14 protein-coding genes are annotated in these 17,228 nt (G+C 76.4%); 5 read left to right on the forward strand and 9 right to left on the reverse strand.

Translation table 11 applies throughout. From position 1 onward, the window contains the following. The first annotated feature begins 3 nt into the window (after window positions 1-3). Window positions 4-1,002, forward strand: coding sequence for an FAD binding domain-containing protein (locus tag ACGFSH_RS28045; RefSeq protein ID WP_393353389.1), 999 nt, complete (start codon window positions 4-6; stop codon window positions 1,000-1,002). After that, entirely contained in the window at window positions 999-3,107 is a 2,109-nt protein-coding gene (locus ACGFSH_RS28050; RefSeq protein WP_393353390.1) for a xanthine dehydrogenase family protein molybdopterin-binding subunit, read from the forward strand. The genes ACGFSH_RS28045 and ACGFSH_RS28050 overlap by 4 nt, the downstream gene beginning before the upstream one ends. A 369-nt stretch (window positions 3,108-3,476) precedes the next feature. Here the strand turns inward: ACGFSH_RS28050 and ACGFSH_RS28055 are convergent, their stop codons facing one another. After that, window positions 3,477-4,739 (reverse strand): hypothetical protein, encoded by a 1,263-nt coding sequence (locus tag ACGFSH_RS28055; RefSeq protein WP_393353391.1) that lies wholly within the window; start codon window positions 4,737-4,739, stop codon window positions 3,477-3,479. Window positions 4,740-5,044: 305 nt separating this feature from the next. Here ACGFSH_RS28055 and ACGFSH_RS28060 point away from each other — a divergent pair, with 305 nt between their 5' ends. The 3 genes from ACGFSH_RS28060 to tgmB all read left to right on the forward strand — a co-directional run bounded on the left by ACGFSH_RS28060 (window position 5,045) and on the right by tgmB (window position 6,751). Further along, window positions 5,045-5,332: a YkvA family protein gene (locus tag ACGFSH_RS28060; RefSeq protein WP_329416083.1), complete on the forward strand. Its 288-nt coding sequence runs from the start codon at window positions 5,045-5,047 to the stop codon at window positions 5,330-5,332. Window positions 5,333-5,555: 223 nt separating this feature from the next. Then, window positions 5,556-5,747, forward strand: a complete 192-nt coding sequence (tgmA, locus tag ACGFSH_RS28065; RefSeq protein ID WP_329416082.1) for a putative ATP-grasp-modified RiPP — start codon at window positions 5,556-5,558, stop codon at window positions 5,745-5,747. 17 nt (window positions 5,748-5,764) lie between these two features. After that, the gene (gene tgmB, locus ACGFSH_RS28070) at window positions 5,765-6,751 is read left to right on the forward strand and encodes an ATP-grasp ribosomal peptide maturase (RefSeq protein ID WP_393353392.1); all 987 of its coding nucleotides are present in this window, start codon (window positions 5,765-5,767) and stop codon (window positions 6,749-6,751) included. Window positions 6,752-6,842: 91 nt separating this feature from the next. Here the strand turns inward: tgmB and ACGFSH_RS28075 are convergent, their stop codons facing one another. The 8 genes from ACGFSH_RS28075 to ACGFSH_RS28110 form a co-directional block, all read right to left on the reverse strand. Then, a complete protein-coding gene (locus ACGFSH_RS28075) occupies window positions 6,843-7,115 on the reverse strand; it encodes a DUF5133 domain-containing protein (RefSeq protein ID WP_329416079.1) in 273 nt (90 codons plus the stop codon). Window positions 7,116-7,328: 213 nt separating this feature from the next. Next, a complete protein-coding gene (locus ACGFSH_RS28080) occupies window positions 7,329-8,603 on the reverse strand; it encodes an ABC transporter substrate-binding protein (protein ID WP_393353393.1) in 1,275 nt (424 codons plus the stop codon). Beyond that, window positions 8,600-9,685, reverse strand: a complete 1,086-nt coding sequence (locus ACGFSH_RS28085; RefSeq protein ID WP_393353590.1) for a branched-chain amino acid ABC transporter permease — start codon at window positions 9,683-9,685, stop codon at window positions 8,600-8,602. The genes ACGFSH_RS28080 and ACGFSH_RS28085 overlap by 4 nt, the downstream gene beginning before the upstream one ends. An 85-nt stretch (window positions 9,686-9,770) precedes the next feature. Beyond that, window positions 9,771-10,667: a branched-chain amino acid ABC transporter permease gene (locus tag ACGFSH_RS28090; protein WP_393353394.1), complete on the reverse strand. Its 897-nt coding sequence runs from the start codon at window positions 10,665-10,667 to the stop codon at window positions 9,771-9,773. After that, window positions 10,664-11,428, reverse strand: a complete 765-nt coding sequence (locus ACGFSH_RS28095) for an ABC transporter ATP-binding protein (RefSeq protein WP_393353592.1) — start codon at window positions 11,426-11,428, stop codon at window positions 10,664-10,666. Before ACGFSH_RS28095 ends, ACGFSH_RS28090 begins: the two co-directional genes overlap by 4 nt. An 80-nt stretch (window positions 11,429-11,508) precedes the next feature. Beyond that, on the reverse strand, window positions 11,509-12,291 hold the full coding sequence (locus ACGFSH_RS28100) for an ABC transporter ATP-binding protein (RefSeq protein WP_393353396.1): 783 nt from the start codon (window positions 12,289-12,291) through the stop codon (window positions 11,509-11,511). A gap of 212 nt (window positions 12,292-12,503) precedes the next feature. Next, window positions 12,504-13,838, reverse strand: a complete 1,335-nt coding sequence (locus ACGFSH_RS28105; protein WP_393353397.1) for a helix-turn-helix domain-containing protein — start codon at window positions 13,836-13,838, stop codon at window positions 12,504-12,506. A gap of 297 nt (window positions 13,839-14,135) precedes the next feature. Further along, on the reverse strand, window positions 14,136-17,180 hold the full coding sequence (locus ACGFSH_RS28110) for a LuxR C-terminal-related transcriptional regulator (RefSeq protein WP_393353398.1): 3,045 nt from the start codon (window positions 17,178-17,180) through the stop codon (window positions 14,136-14,138). Between the last annotated feature and the right edge of the window lie 48 nt (window positions 17,181-17,228).

Below are 17,228 nucleotides of genomic sequence, written 5' to 3' on the forward strand. Positions count from 1 at the left end.
CCGGTGGAATCCTTCGCCTACGTACGGGCCGGCAGTCTCGCGGAGGCCGCCGAGGCCTTCGCCGAACACCCCGGCGCGCGCTATCTCGGCGGCGGCACCAACCTCGTCGACCTGATGAAGCTCGGGGTGGAACGCCCCACCGCGCTCGTCGACGTCACGCGGCTCCCGCTGGACGGCGTCACGGAGCTGCCCGACGGCTCGCTGCGCGTCGGGGCCCTGGTGCGCAACAGCGACCTGGCGGCCCACCCGCGCGTCCGCGACGGCTGGCCGGCACTGTCCCAGGCGCTGCTGGCGGGCGCGTCGGGCCAGCTGCGCAACGCCGCCACCACCGGCGGCAACCTGCTGCAACGTACCCGCTGCCCGTACTTCCAGGACGTGTCCAAGCCGTGCAACAAACGGCGGCCGGGCAGCGGCTGCGGCGCCCGCGACGGCGTCCACCGCGACCACGCGGTGCTCGGGCACTCCCACCAGTGCATCGCCACCCATCCGTCGGACATGGCCGTGGCCCTCGCCGCGCTGGACGCCGAGGTCGAGCTGTACGGCACGGCCGGGGTGCGCAGGGTGGCGGCGGCCGACTTCCACCGGCTGCCCGGCGCGCAACCGGAGCGGGACACCGTGATCGAGCCGGGCGAGCTGGTCACCGCCGTCCTGCTGCCGGCCGCGTCGGCCGGTGTGCCGTCCGCCTACCGCAAGGCGCGCGACCGGGCCTCGTACGCCTTCGCGCTGGCCTCCGTCGCGGCCGTCCTGGAGGTCGCGGACGGCGTCGTCGCGCGGGTCGGGATCGCCTTCGGGGCGCTGGCCCACCGGCCGTGGCGGGCGAGGCTGGCCGAGGAGGCGCTGCTGGGCGCGGCGCCCACGCGGGCAGCGTTCGAGCGGGCCGCCGACCGGGAGCTGGCCGAGGCCCGGCCGCTGCGCGACAACGCCTACAAACTGCCGCTGGCCCGCAATCTGGCCGTCGACGTCCTGTCGCGGCTCGTGCCCGCCGAGGAGGAGGCCGCATGACCGCGCTGGGCGCCCCGGCCGAGCGGCGCGAAGGCCCGGACAAGGTCGCCGGCGCCGCCCGCTACGCCGCCGAACACCACCTGGCCGGGCGGCTGTTCGCCCGTCCGGTGCCCGCGACGGTGGCGCGCGGCCGGGTGACCGGCTTCGACCTCTCGGCGGCGCTGGCGCTGCCCGGCGTCGTCGCCGTCCTCACGCCGGACGACGCTCCCCGGCTGGCCGACCCGGACGACGCCACCCTCACCGTGCTCCAGGACCGGGAGGTGCCGCACCGGGGCTGGTTCGTCGCCCTGGTGGTGGCCGACAGCTTGGAGGCGGCGCGGGCGGGGGCCGGCGCGGTCGGCGTGGACTACGCCGAGGAGGCCCACGACGTCGTGCTGCGCGAGGAGCACCCGGACGCGTACGTTCCCGAGGAGCTCAACGGCACGTATCCGGGCGAGCGCCGCAAGGGCGACGCCGAAGGCGCGTTCGCCGCCGCGGACGTACGGGTCGACGTCGGCTACCGGGTGCCGCCGCTGCACAACCACCCCATGGAGCCGCACGCCAGCACCGCGCACTGGGACGGCGAACGGCTCACCGTCCACACCTCCAGCCAGGGGACCACCGCCGTGCGCGCCACGCTCGCCCGGATGTTCGGGCTCGCTCAGGAGCGGGTCACGGTGGCCGCCGAGCACGTCGGCGGCGGCTTCGGCTCCAAGGGCACGCCCCGGCCGGACGTGGTGCTCGCCGCGCTGGCCTCGTGGCACACCGGCCGCCCGGTCACCGTCGTGCTGCCCCGGCGGGCGATGCCCACCTCCGTCGGCCACCGGGCGCCCACGCTGCACCGGCTGCGGCTGGGCGCGGACCACGACGGCCGCCTGACGTCCCTCACCCACGAGGTGACCACGCATACGTCGCGGATCAAGGAGTTCGTCGAGTACGCGGCCGTCCCCGCCCGCGTCATGTACGCCGCCCCGCACCGGCACACCGTGCACCGCGTGGTGCGCCTGGACGTCCCGACGCCGTCGTGGATGCGCGCCCCCGGCGAGGCGCCCGGCATGTACGCCCTGGAGTCGGCCATGGACGAACTGGCCGACGCGCTGGGCATGGACCCCATCGAACTGCGCGTGCGCAACGAGCCGGACGCCGAACCCGACAGCGGCAGACCGTTCAGCAGCCGTCATCTCGTCGAGTGTCTGCGCGAGGGCGCCCGCCGGTTCGGCTGGGAGGGCCGCGCCCCCCGGCCGCGGGCCCGCGCCGACGGGCCGTGGCTGCTCGGGACGGGCGTGGCCGCCGCCACCTACCCCGTGCAGGTGTACCCGTCGACCGCCGCCGCGCAGGCGTTGCCCGACGGATCGTTCCTCGTCGAGGTGAACGCCGCCGACATCGGCACCGGCGCCCGCACGGTCCTGGCGCAGGTCGCGGCCGACGCCCTGGACGTGCCGCTGGACCGGGTGCGGATCCGGGTGGGCAGCAGCGACCTGCCGGCGGCGCCGGTGGCGGGCGGCTCCTCGGGCACCGCCTCCTGGGGCTGGGCCGTCCACGAGGCGTGCGCCCGGCTCGCCGCCCGACTCGCTGCGCACGAGGGCCCGTTGCCCGAGCAGGGGCTGCGGGAGCGCGCCGACACCGAGGGGACGGCCGACGCCGAGAGCGATTTCGCACGGCACGCGTTCGGCGCGCACTTCGCCGAGGCCGCCGTGGACACGGTGACGGGTGAGGTGCGGGTGCGCAGGCTGCTCGGCGTGTACGCGGCCGGGCGCATCCTCAACCCGCGCACCGCGCGCTCCCAGTTCGTCGGCGGCATGACCATGGGCCTGGGCATGGCGCTGACCGAGGGCAGCACCATGGACGCCGCCTTCGGCGACTTCCCCGAGTCCGACCTCGCCGGCTACCACGTGCCCGCGCACGCCGACGTGCCCGACATCGAGGCGCACTGGATCGACGAACACGATCCGCACCTCAACCCCGTGGGCGGCAAGGGGATCGGCGAGATCGGCATCGTGGGCACGGCCGCTGCCGTCGGCAACGCCGTGCACCACGCCACGGGCGTCCGCTTCCGTGAACTGCCCCTGACCCCCGACCGCGTCCTGACAGCCCTGCTGGAGCCCGGCCGCCCCGACACCGCCTGACGAGGGTCCGACCCGGCCGGGGCCGCAACTCGCCCCGGCACGCGCTCTTTCGGGGGCCCGCGGGTGCCCGAAGGCACCGGACCGGCCCGAACACGACCCGCCCGACCGGCCACCGGCCCGGCGGACCGGCTGGCACGCGCGCACGGCCGGCAGCCGGCGCTCCGCGACCGAGAACGAGCGTCCGGCCCGGCCGTGGGCCCCGACTCGCCCGGCTGCACGCTCCGTCAGACACGTGCGGCGCCCGACGCCAGCGGGTCGATACACGAGCCCGTCGGAGTCCGGAGGGGCCCGTCCGGGCCTGTCCGCGCTGAGGCGGCCCGGCCGTGCGCCCGGCCGAGCCGGCCTGCGCGGGACCGGGCCGGGCGCCGCTCAGCCCGCCGTGTGCGAGGAGTGCCCCGTGTGGGACGGGTCGGAGGTGTGGGCCGTGGCGGTCGTCGCGTCCGGTGGTGTTCCCGGGGCCGGGCGACGCTCGCCCAGCAGTCGGGCGAGGCCCACGAAGAGGGCGACGAACAGCGTCAGCACGGCGGCCGCGGCCGCCGGGGCGGCCAGCCACGTCGGGGCCAGGGTCGCCTCCGTGGCCCGGGACAGTTGCGCCACGCCGACGCGCGGCGCGAGCAGCTGGGCGCCGGCCAGGGCCGCCGGCACCGGCACCGCCGCCATGAGCAGGCCCAGCGCGGGGCGGCGGACCAGCAGCAGCCCCGACAGCAGGCACAGACCGGCCGCGGCCGACGCCACGGCGAGCACCGCGACGGAGAGGCCGTCCCGGCGCACCGGAACGTGGGCGGCCCCGCACAGGACCAGTGCCAGGGCGGCGGCCCACGCCGTCCACGGCACGATCGCGCCGGAGCGGCGCGGCGGCCGTGCCGGGGCGGGGGCCGGATGCCGGGCCGCGGCCGGTGGGGCCAAGGGCGGCTGCACGGGCTGGAGTTCGAGGCCGGTCGCGTACTCGGGCGACGGCCCGGCGCCGGGCGGGGAGGACGCGGGCGGGGCCGTCGGCACGGGCCGCTGCTGCGCGAGCCGCTCGACGAGTTCCACGACCTCCTCGACCGGGCGCCGGGTCGCCGCCGCGCGGACCGCCTCGTCGCCGCAGTGCGGCTCCAGCGGCGGCCGGTAGAGCAGGGCCATCAGCCGCGCGACCTCCTCCACGGACCGGCTCTCGACCGCCGCGCGGATCATGTCGTCGGCGTGCTCCACGTCGTGCGGCGGCCCGGACAGCACCGCGATCAGCCGTGAGACGTCCTCCAGCGGACGGCCCGAGCCGACGACGCGCAGCACGTCGGCCGCCGCCCGCGCGCCTTCCTCGGTCTGCTCCAGAAGGGCGACCAGCCGGGCGACGTCCTCCAGCGGCCGGTTGGCCGCGGCCTCCCGGAGCAGGCCGTCGACGGGGTCGGGGTAGGCGCGGTCGGGCGCAGCAGGCGGGGCAGGCTGGTCGGGCCGGGCGGACCGGGTGGGAGCAGCGGACGCCGCGGGTGTCTCCGCGGCGGCCGACCCCGGGTCCGGCACAGCGGCCGGGCCGGGATCCGGCACGGGCGCCGGTGGCGTCACCGGGGGCAGGGGCACGGTCGTACTCGTCGCGCCGGTGGGAGGTATGACGGGACGGTCCGGGAAGGACCGTGAAGAGCGGGTGATCATGCTGAGCTCTTTCTGAAGGGTGCGGTCGCCCACTGCGCCCCCGAGCTGCGACACGCGGCTTGACCCTCCCCATTACGGGGGCCGACCCGGGCGCGCCGCCAATCGGACGGGCCACCCGTGTGATCCCCCGCCCCACGCTCGTGCGGGCCGCGCCCGTTCGGGACGCGTCCGATGCGGTAATCCCGGCCGCAGCGGGAATCCGGGAACGGAAAGCGGGGAAACCGACTCTCATGGACCACGCGCCAGGGTCCGACAGAGCAGGACAAAGAGAGCAGACGCCGCGCGACGGACCATCGGGAGGGCCCGTGGATGCGCCAACCACGCTCGTCGTCGTCGCGGCGGTGGCCGCCGCGGCCCTGTTCGCCGTGGCCGCCACGGTGCTGGTGCGCCTGGTCCGGGCCCGACGCGGCCTGAGGCGGGCGGGACTGCCCACCGGCCCGCGCTGGGTCTTCTGGGGGGCGGTCCTGTACTTCGTGCTCCCCACCGACCTCCTCCCGGACCCCGTGTACCTCGACGACATCGGCGTCCTCCTGCTGGCCCTGCGCACCCTGCGCCGCGCGCCCGGGAACAGCCCCGAACAGCTCGCCGACTGACCGTCCGGGAAGACGTTTTCGCCTCCGCTCGACCCGATCTCCCCTGCTCCGCGCCCTGCTCGGCACCCAACTCCCCGATGAACACGGAGAGTAAGGAAACCAACCACCCGTTCGATTCGTATAAGTGACTGAAGGTCGCACGTATCCAGCACCACGCAGCGGGCCCGAGTGACGTCGCACAGCGGCACCGCTTGATCGAAGCAGTACCGACGAGGGAGAGACGATGAAACCGTTCACGCTCAACTACGCACGCCCTGCGGCGGAGTTGGAGTTCGCCACTCCGTACGCCTACGATCACGGACTGCAGTTGAACGTACTCTTCGACGGTCGGATCGCCGCGCGCGACCACGCCCTTCTGAGAGAACTCGGGACCACGACCTCGACGGCGGGCTCCAAGACCCACTTCGACGACTGAACACGGGCCGCAGCGAAATGACCGTGCTCATTCTGACCTGTGAAGAGGACGTCACGGCGGACATGGTGGTCGTGCACCTGAACGCCGCCGGCGTCCCGGTCGTCCGGTTCGACCCCGCCGACCTGACCCATTCCGTCGCGCTGTCCGGCGAGTTCGTGCACGGGGCCTTCCGCGGCCACCTGTCGTCCGCCGGCCGGCTGCTGAGCCTGGAAGGGCTCAGGTCGGTGTGGGTGCGCCGGCCCGGCGTCCCCGCGGCCCGGGCGCCCGAGCCGTCGGCGTGGCTCACGGAGGAGTCCTCACAGGCGCTCTACGGCATGCTCCGCGGTACCGGGGCACGCTGGATGAACCACCCGGACGCGTCGCTGCGCGCCCGGCACAAGCCCTGGCAGCTCCGGCTGGCGCAGCGCAGCGGCCTGCCGGTGCCCGCCACGCTCATCACCACGTTCCCGCAGGCGGCGCGCGAGTTCGCGGACCGCTACCCGGATCTGGTGGTCAAGCCGGTGTCCGGGGCGCATCCGCAGGATCCGCCCCGCGCGGTGCCCACCACCCGGGTGCCGCCGGGCGCGGACTTCGCCGCCGTGGCCTACGGCCCGACGCTGCTCCAGCGCCGGGTGGCCAAGCGGGCCGACATACGGCTGACGGCCGTCGGCGACCGGCTGCTGGCCGCCCGCAAGGAGACGGTCCCGGGCGGCGACCCCGACGTGGTGGACGTGCGCTTCTCGCCGTCGACCACGCCCTGGCGCCCCGTCGAGGTCCCGCCGCGGCTCGCGGAGGGCGTGCTCAGATATCTGCGGGAGGCGGAACTGGCCTACGGGGCTTTCGACTTCGCGGAGGACGCCGACGGCATGTGGTGGTTCCTGGAGTGCAATCAGTCGGGGCAGTTCGGCTTCGTGGAGGTGGACACCGGCCAGCCGATCGCCCGTGCCATCGCGCAGTGGCTGTCCGGGCCGCCCGCGGAGCCCGGCGTCCGGCAGGCCGACCGGTGCGGCTCGACCGCCTCGTGACGGACCCGGGCGCGGCGATGGCGCGAAATCGGGCATCGCCGCGCCCGGGTCGGTCGACGCCTCGTGGCGTCACGTCGTCCGCGTGCCGCGGTCACACCGCCAGGGACAGTCCGTTCCCGGCGTTCGCGGTGGCGTCGGCGTGCTCGGCCTCCTGCGCGGGCGTCGCCGCCGCCGACTCCAGCAGGGCGTCCGCCGCGGCGACCGCCTCCCGGACGTCGGGCGTGCCCATCAGCACGCACAAGGTGTATGTCACGTCCTGAAGCTCTCGAGCCGCCTGTGGCGTCTCCCTCTCCGCCTGAGCGATCCTCAGCGTGGCGTAGCGGGTCAGCAGCGTCCTGGCGACCTTCGGGTCCGGAACGATCACGAGCGCCCCTCTCTCCTGTATTGCGCTGCGTGTGCCCGGACCTGGGCGATTCATGCCTGCCGGTGGCTCATGTCACTCGCCGGGGGCGGTATCCGGCCATGAGCGTCCGCACGGTCGGCCCGCGGTGCGGGGCGGGCGAAGGCGGCCGGGGCGCGGCCGCCGAACGCGGTCCGGGCCGGCCGCGCGGGGGCGGCCGGCCCGTCCGCGGGCGGGTCAGGAGCGGTTCGCCAGGTACTCCGTGACGCCCGGCGCCCGGTGCGCGTCCTCGACGCCGACCAGGCCGCCGACCGCCTTCGCGTCCGGCTTGAGGACGTAGGACGCCAGGGCGGCGGGCCGGTCGACGTCGGAGAAGTCCTGCGGCGATCCGAGCCCCGTGTCGGCGCTCTTCTGCGAGCGGTGCGCCTTCACCACGTCCTCGCGCGCGAGGCTGCCGGCCGCGCAGGCCTTCTTCAGGTCGGCGCCCAGCAGTTCGGCGGCGTTGTAGCCGGACAGCACGCCCGAGTCGACCGGGGAGCCGGGGTACTTCTTCCCGTACGCGGCGGCCATCGCCTTGACGCCGGGCAGGTCGGAGCTGACGGCGGGGGCCGCGCTGACCACGTCCAGCATGGCGGCCAGCGCCGGCGCGGCGGGGGTCTTCATCAGCTGGGGCGCGAAGCCGGGCGCGCTGCTGACGACGGGCACGCGCAGGCCCCGTGAGGCGGCGACGCCGACCAGGGAGGCGGTCTGGGCGGGGCCCGCGCTGATCAGGACGGCCTTCACACCCGCCTTGCGCAGCGCCGACACCTGCGCGGTCAGATCGGTGTCGGTCGCCTTGATCTTCTGCGGGACGATCTTCAGGCCGGCACGCTCGGCCGCCCAGGTGGAGCCCTGGAGGGCGTTGGCGCCGTAGTCGCCCTCGAAGTAGACGTGCCCGACCGCGTCGCCCGCGGCCAGCCCCTTGGTCCGGGTGAGGAAGTCGACGGCGGCGATCATGTCGACGTCGTAGGTGGTGCCGATGACCTGGACCGAGTCGTGGCCCAGCAGGGAGGCCGCCCAGGCCTGCGGGAAGGTCAGCAGGTGGTCGCGCTCGATGTCGTCGAGCAGGGCCGCGACCACGGGCGATCCGATGACCTGCGGCAGCGCCACCACGTCGGGGGCGAGGTCGGCGTAGGCGGTGACCGCCTTCTGCACGTCGTAACCGTGGTCCTTGACCACGATCTCGACCTTGCGTCCGCAGACGCCGCCGGCGGCGTTGGTCTCGTCGGCCCACATCTGCTGCGCCTGCACGATGGACTTGCCGAGGGTGGCGTAGGGGCCGGTGAGGTCGGTGAGGGCGCCGAGTCTGAGGGTCTTCGCGGTGACGCCGGGGCCGGTCCTGACGCCGTCGGCGCCCTCGGAGGCGCCGCCGCCGTCCGCCTTGGAGCTGCAGCCGGTGGCCGTGACGAGCAGGGCCGCGAGCGCGGCGGCGAGGACGGCGGGGGTGCGGTGTCGGCGGTGCGTGCGGTTCACGGAGTGGGCTCCTTGGCTCGGACGGCGGAGGCTGAGGCGGAGGGGCTCGGGGTCGGCGGGACGGGCGGGGAGGCCGGGCGCAGGCGCGCGCGCAGCCGGCGCACGAGACCGTGCAGTCCGTCGGGGGCGTACAGCAGGACCAGGACGATCGCCGCGCCGTAGAGGTAGCGGGCCGCCTCGGTGGGTCCGACCCCGGCGTCGGCGGCTCCTGGCGCGGTGACCAGGGGCAGTTGGTCGGCATAGCGGGTCATGAGCAGGGGCAGCGCGGTGACGAAGGCGGCGCCGGCGACGGCTCCGGCGACCGAGCCCAGACCGCCGATGACGGTCATGGCCAGGTAGTCGACGGAGAGCGCCAGCCCGAAGTAGTCGGGCACGACCCGGCGGAAGACCAGCGCGAGCAGCACTCCGGCCAGGCCGGCGTACATCGACGACACCACGAAGGCCGCGGACCGGTACCGGGCGACGTCGACGCCCATGACGGAGGCCGCGGTCTCGCTGTCGCGGAGCGCGGCCAGGGCCCGGCCGGGGCGTCCGCGCAGCAGTCCGCGGGCGGTCCACCAGGTGGCCGCCACCAGGGCCAGGCCCAGGAACCAGAGGCGTTCCTCCGCGCCGAACGGCACTCCGAGGACGGCGAGGGGCGGCCCGTCGGCGGCGAAGGAGAACCCGCCGACGGTCAGCGGCGGCACCGAGCGGCCGTTGAATCCGCCGGTGACGGAGTCGGCGGTGAGCAGCACATGGTGGCCGAGGAAGACCAGGGCGAGGGTCGCGACGCCCAGGTAGATGCCGCGCACCCGCCCGGCGACGGGGCTGAACAGCCCGCCGGCCGCTCCGGCGAGCAGCACGGCGAGGAGGGCGGCGAGCGCGGGCGGGAGGCGTGGGCCGGGCTCGCCCGCCAGCCAGGTGTAGCCGTAGGCGCCCACGGCGAGGAAGAAGGCGTGTCCGAGGGAGAGCTGGCCCGCGGTGCCCGCGAGGAGGCCGAGGCCGACGGCGCCGATCGCGGCGGCCATGGCGAACAGGCCGGTGCGCAGCCAGAAGGCGTCCAGGTAGAAGGGCGGCGCGCAGAGCAGGAGCGCGGTCAGCAGGGCCGCCGCTCCCCTGCGGACCGCGCCGGCGGTGAGGCCGCTCCTGGGGAGGGCGCGAAGGGGTGCGGCGCGCTCGGGGGTGCGGTCAGACACGGGTGGCCTCCTTCGCGCCGAACAGTCCGGTGGGCCGCACCAGCAGCACGGCCACCATCACCGCGTAGGGGGCCACGTCGCCGAACCCGTCGCCCAGAACGTGCAGTTCGGACTGGTAGCCCGCCGCTAGGGCTTCGGTCAGGCCGATGATCAGGCTGCCCGCCAGGGCGCCGGGCGGGGAGGCGAGGCCGCCCAGGATCGCCGCCGGGAAGGCCTTGAGGGCGATCTGCCCGGTGGTGCGCTCCAGTCCGGGAGCCGGGAACGCGGCGAGGAACACGGCGGCCAGTGCGGCGAGGGCGCCGGCCAGGCACCAGGCGAGCATCCGCACCCGGCTCAGCCGCACCCCCATGAGGGCGGCCGCTTCCCGGTCCTCGGCGGCGGCCCGCAGCGCCAGGCCCCAGGGCGTGAACCGGAACAGGGCGAACACGGCCGCGATGGCGAGTGCGGCGACGGCGATCGCGGCGAGCCGGCTGTCGGCGACAGTCACGGGCCCCAGCCGGGTCACCGAGTCGCCCCAGGGGTCGCCGAGGGTGAGCAGGTCGCCGCCGATACGCCGGGACAGGTCGGTGAGCAGCACGATATCCACGCCGATGGTGACGATCGTCTGCACGTGGGCGGCCCTGGGGTCGGGATCGCCGCGTTGCAGCAGCAGCCGGTCCAGGGCGCCGGCGAGGGCGGCGGTCGCCAGGACGGACACCGCGAGGGCGCCCGCGAAGCCGAGGCCGTCGTGGAGGACGGCGACCAGGTAGCCGCCGAACAGCAGCAGCGAGCCGTGGGCGAAGTCGAGCACCCCGGACGCCTTGAAGATGACGACGAAGCCGAGCGCGACCAGGGCGTACACCGCGCCCAGGGCCAGGCCGGCCAGGACGCTGTCGAGGAGGGCGGTCATGCGGGGTCCTCTCCGGGCGTGCCGAGGTAGGCGCGCAGCACGTCGGGATGGCGGCGGATCTCGTCGGGGGCGCCGTGGGCGATGCGGCGGCCGAAGTCGAGGACGGTGACCTCGTCGGCGAGGCGCATCACCAGTCCCATGTCGTGCTCGACCAGCACGACGGACAGGCCGAGTTCGGCGCGCACGGCGTCCACCGTCTCGGCGGAGCGGGCTCGTTCGGCGCCGTTCATGCCGGCGACGGGCTCGTCGAGCAGCAGGACGCGTGGCTCCAGGCACAGGGCGCGGGCGAGTTCGACGCGCTTGCGGTCGCCGTAGGAGAGCAGGCCGACGGGTGTGTCGAAGTGACTGCCGAGGCCGGTGAGTTCGGCGATCTCGCGGGCCCGCTCCCGGTGGGCGCGCTGCTCGCGCGAGACGCCGGGCAGGCGCAGCGCGCTCGCCGCGAAGCCCGCACGGGACAGGACGTGCCGGCCGAGCATCAGGTTGTCGGCCACGGTGCCCTCGGTGGTGACGATGTTCTGGAAGGTGCGGGCCACGCCGAGGGCGGCGATGCGGTGGGGTGCGAGCCCGGTGAGGGGGGTGCCGCCGAGCGTGACCTGTCCGGACGCCGGGCGGTACAGGCCCGACAGGACGTTGAAGCAGGTGGACTTGCCCGCGCCGTTGGGGCCGATCAGGGCGTGCACGGTGCCCGGGGCGACGGTGAAGGACACCGTGTCCAGGGCGGTCAGACCGGCGAAGCGCACGGTCACGTCCCGCACGCTCAGTTCGGGCGGCGGCCCCTGCGGGCGTCCGGGAGCGGGACCGGCGGCGGGGCGGGTGGTGGGACCGGTGGCGGCGCGGAGCTTCACGCGGCCCCCTGGTCGTCGGCCGGGTCGCCGAGGTAGAGGCGGCGTACCGCGTCGGTGCGGGCGAGGTCGTCGGCCGGTCCGGAGAGCCGGATCTCCCCCACCTCCAGGACGTGGGCGTGGGTGGCGAGCGACAGGGCCATGCCCGCGTTCTGTTCGACCAGCAGGACGGCCGTGCCCTGGGCGTTGATCTCGCGGATCACCTCGGCGATCCGGAACACCATGCGCGGGGCGAGGCCCAGGGAGGGCTCGTCGAGCAGCAACAATCGGGGCGCCGCCATCAGGGCCCGGCCGATGGCGAGCATCTGCTGCTCGCCGCCGGACAGCAGCCCCGCCTGCTGGCGTCCGCGCTCGGCGAGCACGGGGAAGAGCGTGTACACGCGGTCCCGGGCCTCGCGGACCTGTGCGGGCGCCCGCCGCCCGAGGCCGAGTCCGCCGGAGCGCAGGTTCTCCTCGACGGTCAGGCCGGCGAAGACACGGCGCCCTTCCGGGACCTGGACGACGCCGGCCCGCACCGCCGCGACCGGGTCGCGGCCGTCCAGGGCGGTCTCCCCGTAGCGGACGAGGCCCGCGGTGACGGCGCCGCGGTGCAGACGCAGGGTGCCCGACACCGCCCGCAGCAGCGTGGACTTGCCGGCGCCGTTGGCGCCGAGCAGCGCCACCACCGCGCCGTGCGGGACGGTCAGGGACACGGAACGCAGGGCCGACAGGGCCCTCCCGTACGTCACGTCGAGACCTTCGACGTGCAGCGCGGGCCGCTCCTGTGGGGGTGCTTCGGGCATCGCGGCTCCTCGGGGCCGTGCCGACGGGCACGGCGTTTCGGGGGAAGGGAGCCCACGACAGCACGGGCGGCGCCCGCCGGTACAGGCACGGAGCCGGGGTCGCTGCGCCGCCCCAACGGGAGGTCGGGCGGCTTGTGCGGGTGCCCAGACGCCGCGCGGGGGCTGCCAGTGGTCCGGCCACGCCGAGGGCCCGGCGCGGGCGGGGGTGTCCCTCAGCCGGTGTGGAGGCCGCGGGCCGTCAGGGCGAGGCTGACCTCGACCAGGTCGGCCGGCCGGGACAGGGAACGTCCCGTGAGCTGCTCGTAGCGGCGCAGCCTGTTCAGGACGGTGTTGCGGTGGCAGTACAGCCGCTCCCCCGCCCGCTGGGCGGAGCCGTCGCAGGCGAGCCAAGCCGCGAGGGTGTCGAGGAGGAGGGCCTCGTCGGCCGGTTCCAGTGCGCCGAGCGGCCCGAGCACCCGCTGGACCAGCGCCGCGCCCAGGTCCGGGGCGGAGAGGACCAGCGCGGCGGGAAGGCGGTCCGTCAGCCGGACGACGCCGCCGGCGTCCGGGCACATGCGCAGCGCGACGTCGGCGAGGCGGCGGGCGTCGCCGACGGCGGCCAGGCCGGACACGGCGGTGCCGACACCCGCCCGGGCGCCCCCGCCCGGCCCGCCGGCCCCGCCCCCACCTACGCCCCCGGAAGTCCCCGCGGCGGTGACGTCGGCGTCGATGTCGATGTCGTCGGCGCAGGTTTCGTGCCCGGCGAGCAGCACGATGCCGTAGTCCACCTCCGCGCCGGTGTGCCAGTACACCCGGCGGCCGCGGGCCAGGGCGGCACGGGCGGCCGCCGCGGCGCAGGGGTCGCCGCCGGTGACCGCCACCACCGTGTACCGGCCCTCTTCGGGCAGGTCCAGCGCGTGGGAGGTGTCCGGCAGGTCGGCGATCCGGCAGGCGCCGTCGAGGAGCGCGCCCGCGAGCAGCCGCAGCCGGTTCTCCCGCCGCCAGGCGAGCTGCCGTTCGGTCTGCCGGTAGGCGTCGGCGACGAGTGAGCAGTGCTCGTCGACGAAGTTCCACACGTCGGAGGCGACGTGGACGAGCAGCCGTACGTCCTCGGGAGCGGAGCGGGAGGTCTCCTCGATGAGGCCCTGCCACACCAGGGACCCGCCGAGCCGGAACGCGTGCAGCAGAGCGTCCAGCGGAAGTCCCTGCTCGGCGCGGGTCGCGCCGATCTTCCACGAACAGCGGCGGGCGGCGTCCCGGCTGCCGCGCGGGTCGAGGAGCGAGGACACGCTGTGCCGCAGCGAGCGGTGCACCTCCTGCCAGGTCTCTCCCGGATCGCTCGTCACGCTCGCACGGTAGGCGGGCTCCTGTTCCTGGAGCGCGGCGACCAGCCGGTCGGTGAGGTCGGGCAGGTCCGCCAGGAGCACGCGGGCCGCGCGGTGCAGGACGCGCAGGGCGTCGGCGTCGATCAGCGAGCGGCCGGGCCGCGGGTGCTGCCGCAGGGCGGGCGCCGACGGCGCGGCCGGTGCGGGACGGAACGCGGTCCGTGACCGTAGGGCGTGATGCATCGCGGGTCCTCCCCCGGGGCTGTGTCCCGCCGTCGGCTCGTCCTGCCCCGAAGGATGGCATACCGTCCGGTCGGTCCCCAGGGGGTGAGCACGATTGATTTCGGCGCGAACGCTCCGCCGCGCGCTCACGACCGGACCGCAGCGGCCGCAGCGGCCGGGTCCGGGGCGCGTCGTGAGCGGCTCTGGACGCGCCCGGGCGCGCTCGGGCCGGGCCTGTCGTTCGGGTCACGCGCAGACGCGGGGGCCGGCATCGACAAGTCCCGCCGACACCCTGCACGCTGATCCGAACGACAAGCCCTAGCGTGCCCTGTCGACCAGGCGCGCCAGTTCGACGCGGGAGCGCACGCCCAGCACCGCGAAGACCTTCCGCAAGTGGTAGTCCACGGTGCGGGTGCTGACGGAGAGGGTGAGGGCCACCTCCCGGTTGGTCGCGCCGTCGGCGACGAAGTGGGCGATCCGCAGCTGCTGCGGCGTCAGCGCGGACAGGCCCCCGGCGCCCGCCCGGCCCGCGGGGGCCGCGCCTCCCGCCCGCAGTTCGGCGCGCGCCTGGTCGGCCCACACGCGGGCGCCGCAGCGCTCGAACCCCACCAGGGCGGCTCCGAGACGGTCGCGGGCCTCGCGCAGGCGGCGGCGCCGGCGCAGCCATTTGCCGTGGAGCAGTTCGGTGCGGGCGCGTTCGAAGTCGCCGCCGCCCGTCGCGTCGTGCAGGTCGACGGCGGCACGGTACAGGGCGTCGGCCCGGTCCGCAGGGGCCAGCAGGGCACGGCAGCGCAGCAGTTGGGCGGGGGCCTGGGGGTCGGCGCCGAACCCGGCCCACCGGGCGAACTCCTCCACGACGACGGCGGCGACCGCGACGGCCTCGGACGCGCCGGTCGCGCCGGTCGCGTCGGCGGCTGCGCGGGCGTGCCCGGTCACGTCGGCGGTGGGCGACCCGGCGAGCGGCCGGCCCGCGGTGGCCGCCACCGCCTCGACGAAGCAGGGAACCGCGAGCATCCACACCGCGAAGTGCCCCCGGCGCGTCCCGGGGCGCACCAGCGGTCCGAGCCGGTCGGCGGCCTCGCGGGGCCGCCCGCGGGCCAGGTCGGCGCGGGCCGTCGCCCACTCGGCCATCGTCGCGGCCTGGACCAGGCCGTGCTGCCGGGCGGTCTCCAGCGCGGCGCTCGCATACCGGGCGACGAGGTCCGGCCCCGACTCGATGGAGGCCGCCAGGGCCAGCACCGCGCGGTACTGGGCGGCCTTGTTGCCCTGTCCGGTCCGCAGGGCCGTCCGCAGCCCCTCCTCGGCGTAGGTCCTGGCCAACGCGTGCCGTCCGGAGCGCAGTTCGGCGTAGGCGAGATACTCCCGCGCCCGTGCGAGCGCCGTGGTCGCGCCGACGGTCCGGGCGACGGCCAGGGCTCGCGCGCCGGTACGCCGTGCGGACCCGAGGTCGCCCAGCAGCAGCGCCGCGGCAGCCGCGCGCAGGGCCGCTTCCGCGTCGTCGGCCGTCCGCGCGTGGTCGGCGCCCGACACCAGGCGCCGCAACGGCCTCGCCGCCTCCGCGAACCGTCCTTCGAGCAGGGCCCGCAGTCCGGCGCGGTACACCGGCAGCAGGACGCCCTCGTCCGCGCCCCGGAGCGCGGACACGTCGGCTCCCGCGGCCGCCTCCGGGATTGCGGCCGCCCGCCCTCCCCCGAGCCGGACCAGCGTCCTGCGTCCGGCCGAAACGGGCTGCGCACGTGGGCTGTTCGGAGCTGACGGGTCGTCGCCGACGGCGCTCTCCCCACCCCCGCTCAATGCGTGCAGGCAGCCGGCAGCGTCGCCCGCGGCCCACGCGGCGTCCGAGGCGGCCAGCAGCGCGTTCTGCGCCTGCCGGGGGGCCGGTGCGGCCAGCAGGCGCGCGGCCAGCAGCAGGGACGCCCGGGCCTCGTCCACCGGCCCGTCGCACAGCAGCGTCATGCCGCGCACGAACTCGACGCGCCCGCGCACCGCCGCGGCCGCCGACCCGTCCGGGCCCGGATCGTCCGGGCCCGGGTCGAGGGGGCCGTAGCCGGGCAGGGCCGGGGCGAGGAAGGCCGAGTCGAGCAGGCGCAGGGCCCGGTGGGTGCGTCCGCCGAGCAGGGCCTGTTCCGCGGCGGCCGTGCACCACTCGGCGCGCCGCACCCGGTCCCCGGCCAGTTCCGCGGCGCGGGCGAACGCCGCGCAGCGCAGGCCGGGCGACGCCGCGCGCACCGGATCGCCGGCGGCGAGGGCCAGACGGAGGGCCGTCGCGGACCGGGGCGCGGGAGTGCCACGTGCCCGGTGCAGCAGCACGGGCAGCCCGGCGGATCCCGCGTCCTCCAGCGCCCCGGCCAGCGCGCGGTGCGCGGCGCGTCGCCGCTCCGGCCGCGCCGCGGCGTACACGGCGCGCCGCAACAGGTCGCTGTGGAAGCCGACTTCGCCGTCGGCCAGGACGAGTGCCTCGGGCAGCACGCGTGTTCCGGGCGGTGCGGTGTGCGGCGGTATGTGCGGGAGTGTGCCGTCCTGGCCGGGCGTGGTGGTCCCGAGGCGTTCCGCCGCCCGCAGGGCGAGGGCGATGTCGACGCGGGCGTCGCGGGGGTCGTCCGCGTCCTCGTCGCGCAGGGCCGCCGCGACCGCGAGGAGCAGGTCCTCCTGGTCGCGCGGGCAGCGGGTCAGCAGGCCGCCGACCGGACCGCCCAGCAGTGCGGCGTCGGCAGGTGGGGGCAGCGGCGCGCCGTGGCCGCGCAGCCGGGCGGGCGACAGCCGCCGGACCATCGCCAGCAGCAGCGCCGGGTTCCCGTCCCCGGCGTCCACGAGTGCGTCGCGGACCGCACGATCGACGGCCCCGCCCGCGGCCTCCTCCACCAGGGCGGCCGCCTCCGCCGGCGGGAGCGGGGCGACGCGGACCACCGGCAGCCCGGCGAACTGCGCGTCGACGGCACGGTGTCCCGCCACGCTCAGCAGCATGCGGACCGGGCCGTCGGCGCGCAGGCGCCGGGCGGCACGGCCCACCGCGGCACGGGAGGCCGCGTCCCACAGATGCGCGTCGTCGGCGCACACCAGCAGGGGCGCTTCGGCCGACGCGGCGAGCAACGCCGTGAGGAGGACCGGGCCGGAAGCGTCCGGCACGTCCGGGTCCGGACGCCCTTCGGCCGGCGCGCCGAGGGCCCGCAGCAGTGCCCGCAGTCCGCTCAACGGCGCGGCCGACGCCGCCGGGCCGCCCGCGACGCGGACCACGGCCCGGGCCGGGGACGAGCGGGCGGCTCCGTCGGTGCGGGCGGCGTTCTCCAGGAAAGCCGTGCGGCCGCAGCCGGGTTCACCGGTCACCACCCACGCCCCGCCGCCCGTGCCCGTGTGTCCGGTCATTGCCGGGACGTTACGGACGCGCACCGTAGGGCGGAAGGGCCGTGACGA

The organism is Streptomyces sp. NPDC048481, assembly GCF_043200075.1.
In the GTDB taxonomy this organism is placed as follows: domain Bacteria; phylum Actinomycetota; class Actinomycetes; order Streptomycetales; family Streptomycetaceae; genus Streptomyces.